General features: G+C 34.8%; 23 protein-coding genes and 1 pseudogene. 14 read left to right on the top strand and 10 right to left on the bottom strand.

All coding sequences use genetic code 11. The features are described 5' to 3' along the window. Nucleotides 1–7: 7 nt before the first annotated feature. A complete protein-coding gene (locus CL176_RS12240; protein WP_162890844.1) occupies nucleotides 8–1,549 on the top strand; it encodes an SspB-related isopeptide-forming adhesin in 1,542 nt (513 codons plus the stop codon). On the opposite strand, the gene CL176_RS05745 is transcribed toward CL176_RS12240, so the two are convergent. From CL176_RS05745 to CL176_RS05725, 5 genes and pseudogenes are all read right to left on the bottom strand, one after another. Continuing rightward, nucleotides 1,550–1,813 (bottom strand): hypothetical protein, encoded by a 264-nt coding sequence (locus CL176_RS05745; RefSeq protein ID WP_118990433.1) that lies wholly within the window; start codon nucleotides 1,811–1,813, stop codon nucleotides 1,550–1,552. 302 nt (nucleotides 1,814–2,115) lie between these two features. After that, nucleotides 2,116–2,979, bottom strand: a complete 864-nt coding sequence (locus CL176_RS05740) for an Rpn family recombination-promoting nuclease/putative transposase (protein WP_118990432.1) — start codon at nucleotides 2,977–2,979, stop codon at nucleotides 2,116–2,118. A gap of 304 nt (nucleotides 2,980–3,283) precedes the next feature. Beyond that, complete coding sequence (locus CL176_RS05735; protein WP_118990431.1) at nucleotides 3,284–3,580, bottom strand: hypothetical protein; 297 nt, start codon at nucleotides 3,578–3,580, stop codon at nucleotides 3,284–3,286. Nucleotides 3,581–3,582: 2 nt separating this feature from the next. Next, nucleotides 3,583–3,897 (bottom strand): hypothetical protein, encoded by a 315-nt coding sequence (locus CL176_RS05730; protein ID WP_118990430.1) that lies wholly within the window; start codon nucleotides 3,895–3,897, stop codon nucleotides 3,583–3,585. A 59-nt stretch (nucleotides 3,898–3,956) separates the two neighbouring features. Further along, nucleotides 3,957–4,097: pseudogene (locus CL176_RS05725) on the bottom strand (JAB domain-containing protein); the annotation flags it as partial. Between the two features lie 148 nt (nucleotides 4,098–4,245). On the opposite strand from CL176_RS05725, the gene CL176_RS05720 reads away from it, so the two are divergent. From CL176_RS05720 to CL176_RS05705, 4 genes are all read left to right on the top strand, one after another. Continuing rightward, the gene (locus tag CL176_RS05720; RefSeq protein WP_000868132.1) at nucleotides 4,246–5,331 is read left to right on the top strand and encodes a tyrosine-type recombinase/integrase; all 1,086 of its coding nucleotides are present in this window, start codon (nucleotides 4,246–4,248) and stop codon (nucleotides 5,329–5,331) included. Continuing rightward, on the top strand, nucleotides 5,328–7,220 hold the full coding sequence (locus CL176_RS05715; RefSeq protein WP_001557544.1) for a site-specific integrase: 1,893 nt from the start codon (nucleotides 5,328–5,330) through the stop codon (nucleotides 7,218–7,220). Before CL176_RS05720 ends, CL176_RS05715 begins: the two co-directional genes overlap by 4 nt. A gap of 6 nt (nucleotides 7,221–7,226) precedes the next feature. Continuing rightward, on the top strand, nucleotides 7,227–7,604 hold the full coding sequence (locus CL176_RS05710; protein ID WP_000361059.1) for a DUF6262 family protein: 378 nt from the start codon (nucleotides 7,227–7,229) through the stop codon (nucleotides 7,602–7,604). Nucleotides 7,605–7,754: 150 nt separating this feature from the next. Beyond that, entirely contained in the window at nucleotides 7,755–8,537 is a 783-nt protein-coding gene (locus tag CL176_RS05705; RefSeq protein ID WP_000067268.1) for an aminoglycoside nucleotidyltransferase ANT(9)-Ia, read from the top strand. A gap of 125 nt (nucleotides 8,538–8,662) precedes the next feature. Here CL176_RS05705 and erm(A) read toward each other — a convergent pair whose 3' ends face one another. Both erm(A) and CL176_RS13015 read right to left on the bottom strand, forming a co-directional pair. Next, on the bottom strand, nucleotides 8,663–9,394 hold the full coding sequence (gene erm(A) / locus CL176_RS05700) for a 23S rRNA (adenine(2058)-N(6))-methyltransferase Erm(A) (protein ID WP_031863781.1): 732 nt from the start codon (nucleotides 9,392–9,394) through the stop codon (nucleotides 8,663–8,665). Nucleotides 9,395–9,451: 57 nt separating this feature from the next. Beyond that, nucleotides 9,452–9,511 carry an erythromycin resistance leader peptide gene (locus CL176_RS13015; protein WP_010959190.1) on the bottom strand — a complete coding sequence of 20 codons (60 nt, stop codon included), beginning with the start codon at nucleotides 9,509–9,511 and terminating at the stop codon, nucleotides 9,452–9,454. A gap of 391 nt (nucleotides 9,512–9,902) precedes the next feature. Here CL176_RS13015 and CL176_RS05685 point away from each other — a divergent pair, with 391 nt between their 5' ends. After that, nucleotides 9,903–10,565, top strand: coding sequence for a class I SAM-dependent methyltransferase (locus tag CL176_RS05685; RefSeq protein WP_001092058.1), 663 nt, complete (start codon nucleotides 9,903–9,905; stop codon nucleotides 10,563–10,565). A 195-nt stretch (nucleotides 10,566–10,760) separates the two neighbouring features. On the opposite strand, the gene CL176_RS05680 is transcribed toward CL176_RS05685, so the two are convergent. After that, nucleotides 10,761–11,213, bottom strand: coding sequence for a JAB domain-containing protein (locus CL176_RS05680; protein ID WP_118990428.1), 453 nt, complete (start codon nucleotides 11,211–11,213; stop codon nucleotides 10,761–10,763). Nucleotides 11,214–11,495: 282 nt separating this feature from the next. Between CL176_RS05680 and mobP2 the strand changes: the two genes are divergently transcribed. From mobP2 to istB, 4 genes are all read left to right on the top strand, one after another. Next, on the top strand, nucleotides 11,496–13,421 hold the full coding sequence (mobP2, locus tag CL176_RS05675) for a MobP2 family relaxase (RefSeq protein WP_118990427.1): 1,926 nt from the start codon (nucleotides 11,496–11,498) through the stop codon (nucleotides 13,419–13,421). Nucleotides 13,422–13,469: 48 nt separating this feature from the next. Beyond that, nucleotides 13,470–15,425 (top strand): DUF3991 domain-containing protein, encoded by a 1,956-nt coding sequence (locus tag CL176_RS05670; RefSeq protein ID WP_118990426.1) that lies wholly within the window; start codon nucleotides 13,470–13,472, stop codon nucleotides 15,423–15,425. Nucleotides 15,426–15,523: 98 nt separating this feature from the next. Next, entirely contained in the window at nucleotides 15,524–17,011 is a 1,488-nt protein-coding gene (gene istA / locus CL176_RS05665; RefSeq protein WP_118990425.1) for an IS21 family transposase, read from the top strand. Next, nucleotides 17,005–17,766 (top strand): IS21-like element helper ATPase IstB, encoded by a 762-nt coding sequence (istB, locus tag CL176_RS05660; RefSeq protein WP_118989628.1) that lies wholly within the window; start codon nucleotides 17,005–17,007, stop codon nucleotides 17,764–17,766. Before istA ends, istB begins: the two co-directional genes overlap by 7 nt. A 465-nt stretch (nucleotides 17,767–18,231) precedes the next feature. On the opposite strand, the gene CL176_RS05655 is transcribed toward istB, so the two are convergent. Further along, entirely contained in the window at nucleotides 18,232–18,585 is a 354-nt protein-coding gene (locus CL176_RS05655) for a hypothetical protein (protein ID WP_118990424.1), read from the bottom strand. 30 nt (nucleotides 18,586–18,615) lie between these two features. Continuing rightward, nucleotides 18,616–18,981, bottom strand: coding sequence for a PD-(D/E)XK nuclease family transposase (locus CL176_RS05650; protein ID WP_162890843.1), 366 nt, complete (start codon nucleotides 18,979–18,981; stop codon nucleotides 18,616–18,618). 731 nt (nucleotides 18,982–19,712) lie between these two features. On the opposite strand from CL176_RS05650, the gene CL176_RS05645 reads away from it, so the two are divergent. The 4 genes from CL176_RS05645 to CL176_RS05630 are packed head-to-tail and all read left to right on the top strand — an operon-like array spanning nucleotide 19,713 to nucleotide 21,551. After that, a complete protein-coding gene (locus tag CL176_RS05645) occupies nucleotides 19,713–20,117 on the top strand; it encodes a helix-turn-helix domain-containing protein (RefSeq protein ID WP_118990422.1) in 405 nt (134 codons plus the stop codon). 14 nt (nucleotides 20,118–20,131) lie between these two features. Further along, the gene (locus CL176_RS05640) at nucleotides 20,132–20,470 is read left to right on the top strand and encodes a hypothetical protein (protein ID WP_118990421.1); all 339 of its coding nucleotides are present in this window, start codon (nucleotides 20,132–20,134) and stop codon (nucleotides 20,468–20,470) included. A 54-nt stretch (nucleotides 20,471–20,524) separates the two neighbouring features. Beyond that, a complete protein-coding gene (locus CL176_RS05635) occupies nucleotides 20,525–21,136 on the top strand; it encodes a CPBP family intramembrane glutamic endopeptidase (protein ID WP_162890842.1) in 612 nt (203 codons plus the stop codon). Between the two features lies 1 nt (nucleotide 21,137). Next, nucleotides 21,138–21,551 carry a hypothetical protein gene (locus tag CL176_RS05630; RefSeq protein WP_118990419.1) on the top strand — a complete coding sequence of 138 codons (414 nt, stop codon included), beginning with the start codon at nucleotides 21,138–21,140 and terminating at the stop codon, nucleotides 21,549–21,551. The last annotated feature ends 576 nt before the right edge of the window (nucleotides 21,552–22,127 follow it).

Here is a 22,127-nt window from a genome sequence, read left to right as displayed (position 1 = left end):
AGTATATGTGTTTAATGAAAATAATAAAATAAACTATTGGTCCGAAGGGGCTACGGCAGCAGTCACTACAAAATACAGAATTGCCTCTGCTCCTAATAAAAAACATTTTTGGATAAATGCAGCTGTTGATATAGATATTGGTCAACAATTAACGGTTCCTCAAAATACACGCTTCCTGTCTATTGGGGGAGGATTAAATTATAATCCTACTCATAATAGTGTGAAGGCAGACCGCTTCTTAGGTAATCCCTATGATCAAGGAGGTTGGGGGAAACGCCCAGCAGATCACACAGGTTTTGACTTAGCCGGCACAGAATCAATTCCTGATGGTACAGCCGTATTAATTCAATACACCTCTGTCTTCGAAAAAACGCTAAAGAACACCGCTCCTGAAATGCTTGTGTCATTAGTTGCAGATGGAGATTTTGCGGTAAGAGTAAAATACAATATACCTACATTCAACGAAAGAAAACCCCTAACGCCACCAACATTTAATCTAATCGACCCGATCCCACCAACCCCACCAGTGGAACCCAAGGCACCAACACTGCCAACCCCACCAGTTCCACCAACAGCACCAACACCGCCTACGCCACCGTCAGACGCACCCGCTAAACCAACGGTTACTATCTATGACTATCGACTAAGATATCAACCAAGAAACGTCAAAGACGTAACTAATACAGATGGTGTCATCATTAACGGACATAAGGTCCCTAAAGGTTCGGAAGTAAGATGGGTCCTTAATAACGATGTCTTGAATAAGAACCGCGAAACAATCGTTTCCTACATCATGGAAGACGCATTGCCAAGCGGATTTGAAGTAGATAGAGAGAAGACAGCCCTAGCAACGCCTGCCTATTCGCTATCCTTTGACCCAGAAAAGAACACGGTGACCTTTACAGCAACCCAAGCTACTTTGAAGGCCTTTAACGCTGATAAAACGTCACAAATGTATGTCCCTATTGCGACCATTGTAGGTAGAGTGTTAAATGACAAGGCGGTTTACGAAAACAGATTCTTAACAACGATTCATACACCTAACAATAATAAGATTACGGTTCCTTCTAATAAGGTTATAGTAGAAACACCAGGCGAAGAAAATCCAATCGACCCTGTTAAAACGAACAAAAACCATGCAGGCCTTATTATTAATGGGAAACCAGTTGTTGCAGGATCCGATAATCTATACACCTTGACGTGGGATTTAGATCAATATAAAGGAATTAAATCTACTCAAGAAGCCATTAGAAAAGGGTTCTATTATGTGGATGACTATCCAGAAGAAGCGGTTGTTCCTAAAACACAAAGAGTCTCTATCACCGATAATCAAGGACAAGCGGTCAGTGGTATTACAGTCCATAACTACCACTCATTGGATGAAGCCCCTCAAGAAATCGTTGATATGCTTAAAAATGCGGATATCGCCAATAGATTGAAAGGCTCTTTCCAAGTCTTTAGTGTGGATAATCCTGAACAGTTCTTCAACGATTATGTTGTTAAAGGAATCAATTTAACCATTGTTACACCGATGACTGTTAAAGAATAATTAGCTAAAATCATAGAATGAACCATCGTCAAAAAGAAACTGTTCAATCATGTCATTAAGATAAAATAACAATTCGTTGAAAATTTCAGTTTTAAAAAGAATTTCATTCTCATTGTAATCAATCAAGGTAAAATGCTTATCAATCCACTCAATCCCTAAATTTCCACCACTTAAAACGGAAACTAAGTCTGTTGTATCAATAGGTTCGCTATCGACAACATATAAAACATAAGTTTCTGTTAATTTATCTTGAAAATTTTCCATCTTTATCATTCCTTTTTTCTTTTTTACCAGCTTGGCTGGCTTACTTCAACAAGTTGCGTATAATTTAAAATCCGTCAAGGGCTAGTGGAACTTAGCGCTTTAGCGCTTAGTGACACTGCATGTTTACCCTTGACGGATTTTGAATTATATGCAACTTATGAGCTTGCGGTTTTCGCAAGCGATAGGCGACTTGACCGAGCAAGTCGCTACCATTTTATTCAAGAGAATCCTGAAAGGATTCTTTCCATTTGAATAAAAATAAAAAAGCAACTCAATTAGATGTTGAGTTGCTAAAAGCATTATTATTTAACTATTGTTCGAACTTGATCTAAAGGTATCTCAAGGAATTCCGAAATCTGTTCAAGACTTAGACCGTTGTCGAACAATTTTTTTATATTGTTACTTCGTTCTTCTTCACGTCCTTGCTCAAGTCCTCGCTCAAGTCCCTGCTCAGTCGCATATTCCATTTCAGCTTGACGAATCATTTGACGTTTAGATAATATCTCTGCCATCCTTTGTTCCTCCTTATCTAAATGTAGTCTGTCCAACAATTTTTTTGCAGAATGAATATATTCTGGACTAGAGTTTTGAAGAGATTCGCCTTTGAAGAATCTTTGCCATTCACTAACTCGAGAATTGTTTGGATTCTTATTTTTCAATGAAAAATAAGTCAACGTAATTGTCTGCATACCTGTCTTGGCTAATGGGTAGTTACTCTGTCGTTCTTTAAATTCAAAATTCAAAAGACTAGGAAAATTAAAGCCGAACAAATCAAAATTGATAATATTAATGGAATAGGTATCTTTGATAGATGAAAATTTATATTCATTAGCCATCTTAGACTGATTAGCATAGTCTTTGATGTAACCCTTGCAAGCATAAAATAAGGAACGCTCTAAAAAGTTCTTATGATTAGTTAACTGCATTTCTATTGTAATCAATTGACCTGATTCGGTTTCGGCTAAAATATCCACTTCAGTATAGTTTAACTTGTCTGACTCTTGATTAATAAAATCCTCAATATGATAAGGGTTGTTAATTTTAATAATTTCAATCTCGAACCCTAACATATCTTGAACAAAACTTTGTAAAATCGGAATGTTTTTCTCTGTACCAAAAATTTTTTTAAAAACTAAATCATTCGTGGGTTTTAACTTTAAAGTCATAAGGCACCTCTTTATATATTTATTTTACCATGGAAAAGATTTTAAGTCATCCCTACCCGTTAGGGTAGAGTGACTTAGCAAGATTTAATTACAGTAAAGCTCTTTTGATAAAAGCAGCATCTCATCTGTTTCTAGAAATTGATTATACAACCTATCTAAATCTGATTCAGTAATCCAACAATTTTCATTGAACAATAGGGCTTTGAAAAAATGATTCGTAATCATCATTTATCATTTGTTCAATGAGGTTGCTGTAAAGTTCAAAAGTATCTAGTGGTTTCAACATAATAATCACATCTTTCTTTTAGTAGTTTAAAATAATATCATAGGTTTCAACAATATCCTCAAACTCTCTTGATTCAATTGGCTTGCTTTCGAATAATTCAAGAAGAAGCTGACAAAGGTCTTCTGCGTAATCGACTAACTTATTATACTGGTTTTGAATCTTTGCTAGGTCTTTAGGCTTTTCGGAAAAATATTCAAAGCCAATCGCAAAATCAAGTTCTATATCATAAATGGCGGACAACAATTGGTCATGTAATTCAGTCGGAACTTCAGAAGTAGAATCTAAATAATCTATAACACTATTTTCAAGTAACATAATTACACCTCCTCATTAATAATTTCTAGTATTTTAGAAACAAGCTCGTCAACATCAAGAACACTAAATTCAAACTCATCATGATTTCTTTGATTGATAAGTACATATGTACTTTCAGCAATATCATAGAAGGATTCTGTCCTTTTTGAACCGTAAGCAAATAGTTCTAAAGACATATCCAGCTCACTAAAATAAAGTTCTGAAATTTCATGCTCAAGGATAATGTGGGTTACTCGCTCTATTAACTTATAACCCTTTTCATGTAACAAATCTAAAATAGCCCAACCTGGTAAATTTCCCTTAGTTATCTCGGTCATTTCAATTCCTACTTTCTATAATGTAGACCGCCCCTAATTGGGGCAACCTACCTAATGAATTAGAACATATCGTCAAACAAATCTGTTCTTTCTCTCATGGAATAATAATTTCCATAGCCAACGATAATATGATCAAGTAGTTCAATACCCATCATGTCACCGCATAATATCATGCGTTTTGTGAATTGTAGGTCAGCTTGAGAGGGCTCTAATGATTAACCATAGTATAATAAATAATAGTAGTTAAAGTAGTTTAAGAGGAGATATTAAAGGGATATTTTACTTTAAATAAAAATTAACAAGGTTTATAATTTGTAGTAGTTAAAGTATTTAAAGAGGTGGGAACATGTGAAGGTTCAAAGGATAGAAGTGGAGAATAAGCCGTATCCATTGTATTTATTACTAGATAAAGAATACCAGCTAATAGAACCAGTAATGAAATTTATTAAATACTTAGATAATACTGGTAAGTCTCCTAATACCATTAAGGCATACTGCTATCATTTAAAGTTGCTGTACGAGTTCATGGAACAGAGAGGTGTTATTCTTAATGATATTAACTTTGAGTTGTTAGCAGACTTCGTAGGTTGGTTGAGATATCCTTCAGCATCAAATGTAATTGATCTTCAGTCAAAAAAAGCCATAAGAGAAGAAACGACAGTGAATACAATTTTAAATGTAGTTATGAGTTTTCTTGATTATTTAAGTAGATTAGGAGAATTTAAATCAATTGATGTATTTAAACAAGCAAAGGGAAGAAATTTCAAAGGATTTTTACATCATGTTAATAAGGGTAGATACCAAAAGAATGTCTTAAAGTTAAGGGTTAAAAAGAAACAGATAAGAACATTGAGATCAAAGGAAGTTAAGCAAATTATTGATGCTTGTCATACGAAAAGAGATAAATTAATTTTAATGCTTATGTATGAGGGTGGTTTAAGAATCGGTGAAGTGTTATCGCTTAGGCTTGAAGATATTGTCACTTGGGACAATCAAATCCATTTAACACCTAGAGATGTTAATGTTAATGAAGCTTATATTAAATTAAGGAAGGAAAGAACAATACATGTGAGTAAAGAACTTATGTCACTTTATACAGATTACTTGATATATGAGTATAGTGAGGAATTGGAGCATGATTATGTTTTTATTTCCTTAAAAGAAGGCTATTTTGGGAAACCACTAAAGTACCAAAGTGTTCTTGATCTAGTTAGAAGAATAGTTAAAAGGACTGGAATAGAATTTACATCACATATGCTTCGCCACACTCACGCAACGCAGCTAATTAGGGAAGGATGGGATGTTGCGTTCGTTCAAAAGAGATTAGGTCACGCACATGTTCAGACAACGTTAAATACCTATGTTCATCTTTCAGATCAGGATATGAAAAATGAGTTTAATAAATACCTCGAGAGAAAGGAGCATAAGAAATGAATGCTTCTAGTAAAAGGAAAATTATTAGTCAGAGTGAGATTAGCAAAAAAATAGCTGTAATGAATGAAGAAATGCAGGGGTTTTGGGCTAATAATAGTTGGGATATAAGAAAATGTCCACATCCTTCTGCCATAGAATTAAGTAAGAATCCTGCTTTAAGGAATCGTTGGGTTCGTTTTGAACGTGTTAAAAATCTGTGGTTAAGAACAGAATTGAAATATTTTTATTTTTACCATTTAAACAATGGAATATGGAATGCAAAAACTGTCTGGATTAGAAAAGGAACAGTAATTAATAAAATGTTAGATTTCTTAGATTTAAAGTATCCTAGCATTACTTCAATTACTGAAGTTCCTATTGAAAAAGCAATGACGGAGTATAGAACTTATTTGACAAAACGGGGTGTTAGAATTACCACTACTAATTATAAGATTACTGCTAATCAAGAAAAAACACCTGTAAAAGCTAATTCCTACTATGTTACTAATCTAAAACAATTTATGGAGTTTTATGAGAACTTTTATTTTGATGGAGAGGAGTGGGATAAAGACGTTTGGGATAGACGTAACTTACCTTTGCCAGATGATAAGGTTAACCCAACACAATATGAATATACAATTAACTTTAAAGGGTTTCGGAATACATATTTTAAACAACTTGTAAAAAGATATTGTAAGTTGAGATTGAACGTGGATAGCTTTTCCTATGTAAGTGATATTGCCCAAAGACTTAAAGAGTTCTTTAATTTTCTGGACATGAAATTTAAACAAGTTCAGAGAGTACACCAATTAACGAGAGTGGAAATTGAAGCATATTTAAGTGAACTAAACATGATGGGAATAAAACCTAGTACAATAACTGGGAGGATCTCTATATTGGAAGGACTATTTAGTACCCTTCTTAGGCTAGAATGGGATGATGTTCCTTCCAAAATATTAATTTATTCTGAGGACTATCCGAAAATACCAAGAGCAAAACCACGCTTTATAGATGAATTCGTCCTAGAGCAATTGAACAGTCATCTTGATAAATTACCCGAATATATAGCTACGATGACTATGATTGTTCAAGAATGTGGAATGAGGATAAGTGAATTGTGCACCTTGAAAAAAGGCTGTCTATTAGAGGACAAAGATGGAGATTTCTTTTTAAAGTATTATCAATGGAAAATGAAAAAGGAGCATATAGTTCCAATATCTAAAGAGGTAGCTTTACTTATTAAAGTTCGGGAAGATAAAGTTTCAGAGGAATTTCCAGATAGTGAATACCTCTTTCCAAGAAAAGATGGATCGCCATTAAAACAAGAAACATTTAGAGGTGAGTTAAATAAATTAGCTTATGAGCAAAATATAGTGGATAAATCAGGTGAGATTTATAGATTCCATGCCCATGCCTTTCGCCATACAGTAGGAACAAGAATGATTAACAACGGGATGCCCCAGCATATTGTGCAGAAATTTTTGGGGCATGAAAGCCCAGAAATGACAAGCAGATACGCTCATATCTTTGATGAAACTCTAAAAAATGAATTTACTAAATTTCAGGAAAAACTGGTTACCAATAATGGAGATGTGCTTGATCTAGATGAAGATAATGAAGTCGATGATGTAGAGCTTCAATGGTTCAAGAAAAATATAAATGCACAAGTGCTTCCAAATGGTTATTGTAGATTGCCAGTAGTAGCAGGTGGTTGTCCACATGCGAATGCATGCTTAGATTGCACTCACTTCTGTACCAGTAAGCAATTCTTACCACAGCACGAAGAACAGTTAGAGCGTACAGAAGAGTTATTAGCCATAGCTAAGGATAAACAATGGCAAAGACAAGTAGAGACTAATAGCCGTGTTAAAGAGCGTTTAGAACAAATCATTGGAAGTTTGACGGGGTAATTATCAATGGATAAACAAGTTAGAAATACAACAGAAATTGTACGTTTGGCGAAGCAGAAATCAAAAAAGACAAGGGAAAAAGTAGACAAAGCGATTTCTAAATTTTCGATTGAAGGTAAAGTTATTAATTTTAATTCAATAGCAAAGGAAGCTAATGTTTCTAAATCATGGCTTTATAAGGAACACGATATTAGGCAAAGAATCGAATCCCTTCGTGAGCGTCAAATAACAGCAAATGTAGTCTCAAAACCCAAGAAAAGTTCTCGTTCGGAGGAAATCCTTATTAAAACCTTAAAAAGAAGAGTAATGGAATTAGAAAAAGAAAATAAAAAATTACAGAACCAAATTCAAAAATTATATGGAGATCTGTATAATAAAGAATAATTATTAATCTGTAGACAAATTGTGAAAGGATGTACTTAAACGCTAACGGTCAGCTTTATTGAACAGTAATTTAAGTATATGTCCAATCTAGGGTAAGTAAATTGAGTATCAATATAAACTTTATATGAACATAATCAACGAGGTGAAATCATGAGCAATTTGATTAACGGAAAAATACCAAATCAAGCGATTCAAACATTAAAAATCGTAAAAGATTTATTTGGAAGTTCAATAGTTGGAGTATATCTATTTGGTTCAGCAGTAAATGGTGGTTTACGCATTAACAGCGATGTAGATGTTCTAGTCGTCGTGAATCATAGTTTACCTCAATTAACTCGAAAAAAACTAACAGAAAGACTAATGACTATATCAGGAAAGATTGGAAATACGGATTCTGTTAGACCACTTGAAGTTACGGTTATAAATAGGAGTGAAGTTGTCCCTTGGCAATATCCTCCAAAAAGAGAATTTATATACGGTGAGTGGCTCAGGGGTGAATTTGAGAATGGACAAATTCAGGAACCAAGCTATGATCCTGATTTGGCTATTGTTTTAGCACAAGCAAGAAAGAATAGTATTTCTCTATTTGGTCCTGATTCTTCAAGTATACTTGTCTCCGTACCTTTGACAGATATTCGAAGAGCAATTAAGGATTCTTTGCCAGAACTAATTGAGGGGATAAAAGGTGATGAGCGTAATGTAATTTTAACCCTAGCTCGAATGTGGCAAACAGTGACTACTGGTGAAATTACCTCGAAAGATGTCGCTGCAGAATGGGCTATACCTCTTTTACCTAAAGAGCATGTAACTTTACTGGATATAGCTAGAAAAGGCTATCGGGGAGAGTGTGATGATAAGTGGGAAGGACTATATTCAAAGGTGAAAGCACTCGTTAAGTATATGAAAAATTCTATAGAAACTTCTCTCAATTAGGCTAATTTTATTGCAATAACAGGTGCTTACTTTTAAAACTACTGATTTATTGATAAATATTGAACAATTTTTGGGAAGAATAAAGCGTCCTCTTGTGAAATTAGAGAACGCTTTATTACTTTAATTTAGTGAAACAATTTGTAACTATTGAAAATAGAAAGAAATTGTTCCTTCGATAGTTTATTAATATTAGTGACATTTGCATGCTTCAAAGCCTGTCGGAATTGGTTTTTAGTGAAAAGAACACGATATTCACGGTTTACCCACTTATAAACAAAAGATCGATACTTTTTGTAGTCCTTCTTTGAAATCAATGGTTGATGTCGTTCAAGAACAATCAATACAGAGTCTACACTTGGCTTAGGATGAAAATATAGTGGTGGTACTTTTTTGAGCATTTTTATATCCATCTCCACCATTAATAGTAAACCCAAAGCTCGTTGCAGATTTTGCAATCTTTTCGCAAATCCCTTCTCAACGATAAGATAGCTATATTTAGCCTGACTTTCAAAGGTAATTCTTTTGACAATATCCGTACTGATGTTATAAGGAATATTACCAAATATCTTATAGTTTATATGTTTTGGGAAGGAAAATTTTAGAATATCCGTTTGAATCACTTTTATATTCTCAGAGGGGTTTACCGCTTCTTTAGTCACTTGACATAAGCCTCCATCAATTTCTATAGCAGTAACTGATCGACTCATTTTGACTAGCTCTTTGGTAAAATGTCCTTTTCCTGATCCGATTTCTATTACGTTGTCTTGTTTACTGATATTCGTGTGATTCAATATTTCTTTTACATGCTTTTTAGAAGTAATAAAATTTTGCGTGTCTTTAGGGTTTTTCTGGTTAATTATAATCTTCTCCTTACTGGTTATAATGAACTGACATTAAGCGTTCATTATAACCAATTAATTTTGATTTGGTTGATAACGAACTTTATTAATAACAAATATAGAAAAAGTACCCATACTTTTATCTCCTTTCCATTTTTTTCATTATGAATGAGATAAAGTAATTTCTACTACTGCGATACTGGTGCACATAATTGAAACCTCCTTATGTAACTGAATATGATTGTATCATCTTTTCATTTTAGAATAAACCTTTATATGTAATTTTGCACTTGACACTTCAGATGGACGTTTTCTTCAAAATAATATGTTTTGAAACTTGATAAGAGAAGCCACTGTCTTTACTAAAAAGTAAAGGCTGCGATAAAGGACAGTGACTTTAATAAAGTTGCACTGTTGTATTGTCTTTGGATAAAATTGTCTAAAGGGAAGTTTTATCCCCAACGAAAAAACATCTAAAGTGGTAAGTAATGAAAGAATGTCGATAAAGTAGGAATGGGGGATCTTTTTGAATACAATAGAATCACAGTTTGATAAGGTTGCAGAAGATTACGATTTCGTGAATGAGCTTTTGAATGATTATTCATTCTTTGTGTCTAATATGTCTCCAAAGAAAGGCAGAGCATTAGATATCGGATGTGGCTCGGGTTTGTTAGTGGAGAAATTAGCAAGTTATTATGATGAAGTGGTAGGGATTGATATTTCTAATCAAATGCTCGATCTTGCCAAATCTAAACGTCAACTAACAAATACGGTCTATCTGAATATGAATGCAGAACAACTTAATTTTAATGAGAAGTTTGATTTTATTGTAAGCCGAACAACCTTTCATCATTTGGATGATATAGCCAGCGTAATACAGCAAATGAAGGAACTGTTGAATGAGGAAGGAAGAATAGTTATTCTTGATAATGTATCTGAAGTCGAGACACCGCCTACCTATGTTTATAAATTAGGGGCAATCCAAGAGTTTTTACCGCATTGTTTCAAATTTGGAATAAAAAATGCGATTAGAATTTATAATCACAACACATCTAAATCATGGCTTGAGCATTTAGCTTCAGATAAGTACCTATCTGAACAAAATTATTACGATTTATATGAAAAGTTGTTGCCTGGATGCCAATTCCATAAAATGGGTTGGGCAATGGGGGTTGTCTGGACAAAATAACTTAAAGCTGTGGCTTTGAAAAGTTGAATTTGTGATTGTTTTCAGAGCTATCGGGTGCTTTAGTATAAATAACAATGAATAAAAAATCAGCCTGTATCTTATGTTACTATTAAGTAATTTAAGATACAGGTTTTACTATTTTTGAAATAAGTACCTTCCACTTCAAATACATGTATTCAAAGTGAAAGTATTGATTTAAATGATTCTTTTGTAATTTACTCTTGATAAGATACAACCTGAAGGATGGTTATGGGCAATCATAATTCTGGCTGTTGGATATTGAACAGCTAACTTGAAAATTTCTCGTGGATGAACAACAGAAGAATTGACAGTTCCTTTAAATACTATTTCAGATTTCAATATCTGATTCTTGGAATCTAAAAGTATAACCATTACTTGCTCACATTCGGATTCGCCAATTTGACTATTAAAATATAATCCAGCTGAACCTGTACTACCAACTTTAACCTTATCTATAGCACCTGTTTTGTAGGTCGCAAACGCTTCTCTAATGATAGCTAATTTATCCTTATCACCTTTGGTTAGATAAGCTTGCCCTTTAAAATCATCTGCCAATAATTCATATGTCGAAACATCTGATATATTTTCACGGGCTTTCTTGCTTAACAAATTAACTAATCGACACATTTTTATCACGTCTTTCTAATTTATTTTTGCTAGCCTTGTTGGTGGCTGGCTTACTTCAACAAGTTGCGTATAATTTAAAATCCGTCAAGGGCTAGTGGAACTTAGCGCTTTAGCGCATAGTGACACTGCGTGTTTACCCTTGATGGATTTTGAATTATATGCAACTTATTTCTACGATTCGCTTTAGCGAATCGTTTCCCCTTAGTTCACAAGAAGCCTGAAAGGCTTCTTACCTTAAAACAAGACAAATTATTTAAACGACAACAAAGGAAGTGATAGTAAATGCCTGCCATTGTATTAAAATCAAGATTTAGAATCATCGGAAAAGACGAACGTGCTTACTCTACCTATATTCAATACATGGATAGAAAAGAAGCTAAAAGCAGCGAAAAAGAAATGAAAGAAACAAAGATACTTGTCGAAGAAAAAAATAAAACATTAGGCGAATCAACGATTAAATACCTAAGCAACTGGAAAAAAACAGATAATGTATTCAATGATAAAGAAGATGCCATGACTCCTGAAAGTATCGCAAGAACAGAAAAAAGCTTTAACATTGCCGAGGAAAACAAAACCCCTCTTTGGCAGCTAGTCTATAGTTTTGACAATGAATTTCTAAGAGAAAATGGTTTTTTATTGAACAATGGAACGTTGAACGATACCGCTATAAAGAACGCAACTAGAAAAAGTATGAGCCATCTCCTAGAGAAAGAACGGTTTAACGATACAGCAACATGGACAGCTGCTATTCACTACAATACGGATAATATCCACGTTCATGTGGCATTAGTAGAAGAAGTATCAAGTAGAGAAAAAATAAAAAAAGGGAGGTATAAAGGAGAATATAAAGGAAAAATCCCTAAAACAAGAATCAAAGAAATGAAAAGCATATTCATTAATCAACTAGTTGATCGCAAACATGAAATGAACCGTGTTAACGGGCTAATGCGTGAGGAGTTAAACCAAGCCCTGAAAGACTCTAAGCTTTACCAAGAGCTAGCATTAAAAAAAGATATCGAACAGTTACTTCAAAAGTTGCCCAAAAATAAAAATCTTTGGCAATATAACCGTAAAGATTTGCACCACTTAAAAAGAGATATTGATAGCATCAGTCAAAAGTATATAAACCTCTATCAAAAAGATACCTTTAATGAACTAGTCGCTAAAATTCAAGAAGAACATGCTTTTAGAGATAGGGTATACGGTCAATCGAACAATAACTATATTGAAAATAAGATGACGGAGCTATACACCATGCTAGGAAATACCGTGCTTAGTCAGCTCAAAGATTATCCAAGTACCCCACACAACCAATTAGACCAAAAGACCCCCCTTAATAGAAAGGAAGCCCTAGAACAAGCGCTAAATAGCTATAGCGATATAAAGGAAAGGAAAGATAAGCAAGCGTTCAATCAAACTATCATTGCCTTTAATAACAATCTAGTATTCAGCAGAAAAGTTCAAAGGCTATTGAATCAAACGTTACGAAACCAGTATGAAGGACTAAGCCAACAACACCCCCAAACCGCAGCGACAATGATTCGATTGGCTAAAGATCTTAATCAGCACAAAAATAAACTAGAGAAAAAAGCAGCAGAAAGACTAATTACAACAAGTGAAAGAAAAGACTTCTTAGATAAGTGTGAACATATAATATTAGAAACAGAAAAACTAACTGGAAAACAAATGAATCAAAATGATCTAGAAGTACTTGCGGATCTAAGGAAACACGAAGATAACCCGAAATTAGACCATATAACGAACCAGATTAACCAGCAGCTGGATCAGTTAGAAATAGGGGAGGGCAAAGCAGGAATAAGGGAACTAGAAGATAGTGTCCGTAACATTAATCGCTATAACGCCAATCAGCTAAATAAACGTAGCGCCTACAATCAGCTTAATATGCTAACTAACATGGATCATAACCTTCAGTCTCTTTATAAAGAGAAAAGCAATAGTGGAATAGAAGAATTAAGAAAAGACTTAACGAGACAAATTAGTAAACAGAAAAAACTAGCAAAGGATAACTTTAAAAAATATAACTCCACTCAAATTCAAAGCAGCTTTAAAGACCTCATAAACAAAGTAACCAATAGTTTTAATAGGGACAGAGCGAAGTTTCTTGCCCAAGTAGAGCAAGAAAAGGAAGAAACAAGAAGAATACTAGATGAAGAAAGACAACAAAATCAAAGAAGTAGAAGCTATTAAACTTAAGCCCTGACAATTTGTCAGGGCTTTTTTTGAAAGGAGATTACAATGGCTATCAAACGATACTCGAAAGCTGATATAGATAAAGTTAGTGCCATTTCAATCTATGATTATATCAGAGATCAGGGAATAGGTAGAATCTATAACGATGGTGGAAAATACGTGAAAGTAAATATAGACGGGCATGACTCAATCGTCATTGATACCGCTAAAAACTATTTTATCCATAATGCCAATTCAGGAGAAAAGAATGCTAGTGGTAATATTATAAACTTTGTCCAGTATATCAATCATAATGAGATGGGTTTTAGAGAAGCAATGGCGCACTTGATTGAATATTCTGAAGGCAGAGAGATAGACTGGACCAAACAGAAAATAAAACCCATCGAGCAAGAACCATTTAGTTATACCTATGAATTAGCTAATAACACTCTTGAGCTTAAAAATTATCTAGGAAACGAAAGAGGAATAAGCCAAGAAACAATCGATTATCTTCTGGATAACCAGTACATTATCCAAGATAAGTATAATAATGTTATATTTAACTGGACGAGAGGGGGGAAACCGCCCAGTGAAAGGGAAGATATTATCGGGGCTACTCAAGTAGTTACGGACAAAGACAGAATAAAGCAAAGAGGAATCTCAAAATATATCGGGAAAAACTCTGAAAAGAATTATGGATTTAATATTCATTTAGGAGACCGTGTTGAAACTTTATACGTTTTCGAAGCCGATATTGACCTCATATCCTATCTAGATATGCATCAAAATCTTACCAATGCCCACCTGATTTCAATGGGAGGAGTTAAAGAAGAAACATTTCTTGCATTTGTCGAAGAGGACTACCAAAAGAATAGCGATGGATTCGATGTTTGTTATTGTGTAGACAATGATATGGCAGGACATGCCTTCCTAGATAAAAATGCCTTTGCCTATAATAGCCATCCCAAAATACAAACTTACTATTTAATCCCTGACTTTGATTCAATAGAAAAGAAAGAATGGCAAGAGTTAAAACAAGTTTGTCAAAAATATACCGTTCCGCTTGAATACGCTTTTCCCGTCTATCAGTATGAAAGACCCTTTATCGACCAAGAACTAGCTAACAAAGAACTCTATTTTGAACAAGGAATCTCTAAAGGGATAGAGCAATTGCAACAAGATATAAATAATCGGAAGTTTGAAGATTTTATCGATTCTAGGGAATATTCAATAAGTGAAAAAGATAGAATCTACCATTGGAAAAATGCAATTGACACTCATTCCATACAAATAGTCGATGAAGTCATTAAAGATTATAATGATCTTTTAAAGGAAAAAAATAAAAGTAGGCATGATAAAAAAGAGGAAAAAGTACATGAGCGCATACTTAAAGAAGCCCAACGTATCAGTGAGGACAGAATCGATTACTTAGCACAAAAATATCACATTGATAAAGAGATCTTGAATATATTAGGGCGTAAAGGCTTTATTCGAGAGAAAATAACGACCAAAGAGCCGCTATTTATCTGTTCGGAAAATAAACGACTGACAGGGGCTGTATTCGAGAACCAAACCCTCATGAATCCGACTGATATCAATAGGCGTAACTTTGTTATCACAATTGGCGAGCCTCAAAACATTCTTTTGTTCGATTCGCCCCAAGAAAGTCTTCAATATTGGTCATTATATAAACATGAACTTAATGACTCTGTTCTAATTAGTTTAAACCATAGTCATAATTCTCAAGATAAGGTCACTCAAATAAACCGTATCATGAATGAGAACCACCAAACAGAATTTACTTATTGTTCAAAAGGCTATGTAGACTACAATAAGCTGAACGGCTATCTCAATCGAGTCAGTCCGTTAGGCGAAACATGGAAAGAAGATTTGCTGAAAGTTAAAGAATATAAAACAAATAGAGAAAAAGTCCAATCAATCAATCATGAACTGGATCGAGAGACCAATGAGCCAAAACCAGACTATGATCTCGCTAAAGGCAAACTGTTTGTTGTAATCTAAAAAGGGACCACCTTCGGGGTAAATTGCTATTCAAAAAGGGACCACTTGCCATACCTTCCCATCTATAATAAACGTATTATAGATGGAGGTGCCAAGGAGTGATTCGTATCAATAAAGAATTCGAAGTGATTCACCGTTTTAGAAATGGGGAATCCATTAGGAAAATTAGCAGAGACATGGACATTGATAGAAAAACGGTTCGAAGAATAAGGGATCGATACCAAGCAGGTATAGATGCTTTGGATGACGCTCAAAATGAGAAAGAAATCGAAGCAGCAACCGAGCAATTAGTCTTAGAAAGAAAATATGATACTTCCAATCGGAAAAAAAGAACCTTTACACCAGAGGTGGAAGCTAGAATGAGCGAATTACTGGAAAAAGAAAGAGAAAAGGATCGAAGGCTAGGACCTCATAAACAAGCACTAACGGCTAAGGCTGTTTATGAAATCCTAGCAGAGGAAGGGTATGCGATTAAATACCGGACAGTCGCTCATTACTGGTCAAAAATGAAAGAGAAAGCTAAAGAGGCTTTTATCAAGCAAAATTATGCATTGGGTGCACGGGTGGAGTTCGATTTTGGAGAGGTCAAATTAGAAATTGAGGGCGTGGTTAAAATCTATTATCTCGCTGTGTGGGCTAGCCCTGCTTCAGATTATTACTGGGCTTACCTCTATACCAACCAGAAAAAAGCTGTCTTTCAGGATGCGCATGTGCGATTTTTTGAAAACCTGGGTGGGGTGTATGCGGAGGTTGTCTATGACAATATGAGGAATGTGGTCACTCGTTTTATTGGGCGTAATGAAAAGGAGCTAAACCCCCAACTCATCCAATTAGCCTCTTATTATGGGTTTAATATTAATGTCACCAACTGCTTCAGTGGGAATGAGAAGGGAACAGTGGAGAGTCGTGTAAAGCATGTCAGACAAAACTGTTTCACCAAAAAATATCAATTTCAATCTTTAGATGAAGCTCGCCAGCACTTGGAAGAGTCCTTACGGACTTTGAATCAAGATAGTCGTTTGGAAGAAGAAAAAGGCCACCTTCTTAAATACCGTCCTCCCTTTGAACTGGCAGAACTTTGTCAGCTCAGCGTCACAAAGTATGCCACGATTCATTATCAGAAGAATCAGTATTCTGTCCCTGACTACTTGGTAGGGCAGCGAGTTCAGATCAAGGCTTATGCCGATTATCTCGTGGTTTATGCCAATGAACAAGAAGTGGCCAGGCATAATAAAATAGAGGGTTCCCATGGGTTTCAGCTTGATATCAGTCACTATATCAAAACCCTCAAGAAGAAACCTGGTGCTCTGGAACACTCGCTGGTTCTTCAACAAACCCCCGGCTTGGAAACACTCTATCATAAATATTATAGCGGACACCCTAAAGAATTCATAGAACAACTTGAGAAATACCATAGCCTCAGTGGAGAGGCTTTGTGCCAGCAATTGGCCTATGATCAGTTGGTGCAACGTGTCACAACGGAAAATGAGGGTGTTCCTAAAAATCAGGAGGCGATTCTTCATCAGACAGAAGCAACGCTCCATCAATTAAATGCTCTCTATGGTTTGGAGGAAAGCTTATGTTAACAATCGCAGAAGCCGCTAATGAACTAAAACTTCCCTATCTGAAGGAAAATTACCAACACCTGCTCCTGGAATATACGAGTCGCGGACTGGATTTGGAAGAAGCCCTCACAGAGATATTGACAGAGGAGGTGGAACAACGTCGAAATCGAAGCTATCAAAGAAGGATTCGACAGGCCAAGTTTAGCCAAAAGAAGTACCTGATGGACTTTGACGAGAAAGTGTTTAAGGAAGGTGTTCGCCAACAACTACGCGAATTAAAGACCCTGAATTTTATTCAAGAGAAACAGAACGTCATTCTTATTGGCAACCCTGGAACAGGGAAGACGCATTTTAGCATTGGTCTTGGCATGGAGGCCTGTCTGCAGAATTATCATGTACAGTTCGTAAATGCCCCAAATCTTGTTATTGAATTAAGAGAGGCCGTCACGCAAAGTCAATTTTATCGCTTCAAACAGCGATTAAATAAGGTCGATCTCTTGATTGTCGATGAATTAGGTTATTTATCCTTTGATGAAGCCGGGGCTGAGCTTCTGTTTAATCTTCTTTCTAATCGGATGGGAAAGGGCTCTACAATGATTACGACGAACCTTACCTTTGATCGCTGGCAGGAATGCTTTAAAGACCCGACCTTAACGGGAGCCCTGGTGGATCGTTTAGCCTTTAAGGCGCATGTTGTGGACATGCGAGGGGAGAGTTATCGGATGAAGCAGACCAGTGCCTGGAAGGAGGCGCAAGCCAGCCAAAAGGAGGTATGAAACGCTGAGACACTTTCTTCTTAACTAACTTTTCAAAAACTAGTCTAAGCCGTTACATTGATCCAAAGGGTGGTCCCTTTTTCAACGGCAAGGTGGTCCCTTTTTCATTTGACATATACACAAACAACCGGAATTAATACGTAATGTTTAGAAACTTATAAGAGATTATGGCACAGTGGTGTATCGATACTGTTCAAATACGCTGCATTGATTTTAAAGCTAAGCAAGCAAAAATAGTTGATCGCTTAGATCCATCGCTCCATCAAATGATTAGCGATTCTATTGAAGTGCACACAGAAATCACTGATAAAATGCCCGCATAAAAAAGGAAGCTAGGTTTGCGAAAGTAAACTTAGCTTCCTTTTCACTTTATGCCATCGTGGCATAAAGTGAAATTGCTTAAAATATTAGTTCGTCAGATGTTTAAAAATAGCAACCCACTAAAGAAAGTAGGTTGCTAAAAAACTAACGTTTTGCTAAATACTGCACTTCTTCGACTGTCATATCAAAAACTTTAGCAATATCTTCTAAATTATAATTCAACTTTAACATACTTTTGATAGTTTTAACTCGCTCCTGATCAGCTCCCTGTTCGTAGACATCTTGAGCGTAAGCCTCCGCATTCGCTTTTTTATATTCAGCTTGCGTTATCATTTCAATCTCCTCCTGATTTAAATTAGCTGCATTAACGACATCAATTGCTTGAAAGATGTATTCAGGGGCAATCTCTAATGGCTCTAATCCATTAAAGTACCGCCACCAGTGATAAGCCGAATGACTTTCCTTAATATTTCTATTTGTCAAATCCATGTAAATCATCGAAACGGTATGAATCCTATGTCTAGTTAATTATCGAATAGATTCATAAGACTCAAGGTCTAATAACTCATACTGTCGTACAGCACGATCATTAGGATCTAACAGTGGTGAGTCACAAATGTTAATGCTATATACATCTTGAATCGAAGCATACTTATCCTTAGCCGCTGGATTATTTGCATAATTATTGACATAAGTAGAGAAAGCATAAAACTGTGTTCTATCGATAAAAGTTTTGGCTAGTTGAATTTGCATTTCAATGGTTACAATGGCTCCTGATGATGTGACTGCTCGAACATCAACCTCTGTGGACAGAAGTTGCCCTTCATTTTCTGTAATTATTTCAGTTTGCTTGTAATTTTCTATAGTATAGGTGGTGGAGATGGTGAGTTGCACCCTTGTGATCTTAAGATAGTGGGTGGCGTTAAATTGTTAGGTGGGGCGTTAAAAGGTATACTGGTTTCTTGATGATTATTTAATACAGACTTGGCATGTTGAGTGCGTGGTATTTATTGAAAAAGTATAAAATAAGGTTGCAAAGAGACCACTGAACTAAAGATTTTGTATTTTAAAAGAAAGACATACAAATTGTACTTACCAAAAAGTCTCAGCTGCTTTGGAAGAAATACAGTAGATGTCCTTGAATCCTTAAAAATCATCAGAGAAGCAATTGCCAGAATTATCTTTGAATAAGAAAGCCTGGATAGTATAGAAGACGATAGATACCTCATCATCACAATTATGGAATCCATAGCTCAAGCAGAAAACGAAAGTTGAAATAACAACATCAAATGGGGACTCAAACAAAGAGCATCTCCAGGCATCTGAAAGAGATTACTGATACAATCAATATTGGCTTACTGTAGAGATAAATTTTATTGAACGATGAGCATATCTGGGGTCTCTCTTTTTGGTATAATTATTAGCAAAAGATAAGAATATTTTTATGAATTGTGCCTGATGTGTATGAACTTTAAAGCTTGATATAAAGGCATGTCAAATAATTTTTACAGCTTTTTTAACCACCTGACAATGAATTTTGTCAAAATATTTAGCTGATGTAAAAAGCATTCGATAGTATTTTTTCCTTCATCATCTTAAAGTAGAATTAGGAAAGGGGAACAGTTATGACGATTGGACATCTATTGAGGGAAGCACGTTTACAATCGGGGTTAACTCAAGAAAAAGTTGCCGAGGAAATTGGTGTCTCTAGGCAATCCATTTCAAATTGGGAAAATGATAAAACTTATCCGGATCTCATGAATGTTATCCACTTAAGTAATCTTTACCAGGTGAGTCTCGATGTCTTATTGAAAGGGAGTGAAGATTATATGGGTCATTTAAATGAGAGTACGGATGTTGTCAAAAGTAATAAGTTTTTAATTCGCAGTATTTTATTAGGCGTAGTAGCTATTTTATGCAGCTTATTTATGAGCCGTTGGATTTCTTTCCAATTTGCTTTAGTGATAATCTTTGTGATTTCAATCGTGATGGTGGGAATTATATATTTTGAAATAATTAGTCGTTTTTAAAGGAGGTCATTATAATGAATGCTTATCTAATAACAATGGTGATAGCTGGAGCGGTTTTTATCATGGGAGCGATTATGTTAAATTATAATCTTTACCACATGATTTTTATTGATGCTAAAGCTAGGGGGATGAAGTCCCCAAATCTACGGGGATTTTTTGCTCTATCAGATGGCAAGGGGGCTGGTTTGCTTACTTATTTACTCTCACGTCGAAAATATACGCGCAGAGAATTAACGATTGATGAGAAAATTGATTTTACTAATTACAAGAAAAAAGCCATATTATCATTGTTAATTTTTTTATGCGGAGCTATTCCTCTTATTATCGCGGCATTTTATTACATTGGGTTTTAATAAATAAAATTGATTGATTACTACTAGTATTCGTTAAAAATGGAGTACAAACTTATGGAAGAAAAAGATCAAAAATTAGATGTGGCGAGATTTTTTATTCTGACTCTATTGCCTCAAATTATAACGGTTATTTTCACTTTAATACTCATCCCGGTCAGCAATTTTTTCGATGAGTATGGAATAGTACAAACAGCCCTTGTATTGCCAATATCGTTTATAGTTGTCCCTTATATTTTCCTAAAGCACAATACTAATGCGGATATCTCGTTAAAGAATATGGGTCTAAGAGATTTCAAATGTAGAGATTACATTATGTTTATATTTTCGATCGTAATAGTCACCTTAACGATTTATTGGTATCGTGATTTTAAAATAGAAATTTTATATTTTGGAGTTCAGACCCTTATTATTGCAATATGCGAAGAAATATGGGCCAGAGGGATGTTGATTCATGAATTAAGAAATGGTGGATTATCTGGTTTTTGGTGTGTGGTTATTTCTAGTCTCATTTTTGCCTTTATAACTCATCAAAATCGTCCCATTACAGATAATCTGATTAATCGGTTCCCTGGAGCTCTGTTGATGGGGTATTTATACTATCGTACTAAGAAAATAGAAATTCCTATTTTAATACACTTTGTTAACAATATGATAGGAGGTATGTAAAATGTCTAAACAAATGATAAAAAATATGATAGCAGCATTACTACTCAACATTTTAAGTTTTATCTGTTTCTTGATGACTAAAGACCATTTAAATATAGTACAGTTTATGTTATTTATAGTAGGACCTGTAGTAATAAGCATAGCTTTATGTTTCATTTTGAATAAAGGACATGGTATTATAAGTAATAAAAAAATCACCTTAATAATGATTTACTTCCTTATGAACGCTATATTCTATGTTGGTATTGCTCTTGTTTTGAGAGATCTTCAAATTGTCACTCATATTATTGCTCAGAGTCAGTTTCTAAGCAGTGAAACCATTTCAATCGACCAAAATTCAAATTATGGTTTATCCATAGTTATTTTTCTTTCATGTTCATTTTTTGGGCATAAAATGGTTGTGGATCGATTATAGTTGTCCTGCAAAGATCGTCCGAGGTTCACTGATATTGTAAAAAAAAAGATTTAAATGTGTTTTCCAACCATACTCCCTATCCAACATCCCGAGATCACTTCATCCCTTATGCCCGACACATATAGAATCAGTGGTTCTTCTTGAGAAAATAAAATAAATTTTTAAAAGCACACAGATCCGTAAGGGTCTGTTTTTAATGTAAGTGAATGGTATAGTATAAGTGTGATTACTGCTCTATAGTCTTAAATTGCTTATAGATACAAACTATAGAACATAATAGTTTAATAGATTTCAAAGTTGATACATGAGAGGATTAAAATGAAGAGTGTTTTTGATTATAGAGGATAAAAAGAAATTGCATCATCTTTTTTACGAAGTAAGCTATAAGATGAATGTAGACATGGATGTGGCACTATTGGACATAAATTTTCCAGATAAAGACGGTCAGTATTTGATAGAAAGATTAAAAGTAGAAAGCATACAGTTAAATTTATAGAACTTAATAGCCTTCAATATTATAACAAAAAAATATTTACATTTCAGTTGCTGAGAGGTTCCCCTCATTTAATAATACAA

The sequence above is a fragment of the Suicoccus acidiformans genome (assembly GCF_003546865.1).
In the GTDB taxonomy this organism is placed as follows: domain Bacteria; phylum Bacillota; class Bacilli; order Lactobacillales; family Aerococcaceae; genus Suicoccus; species Suicoccus acidiformans.
Note: the sequence above shows the minus strand (reverse complement) of the source record. Positions and strands in the feature narration are given on the sequence as shown.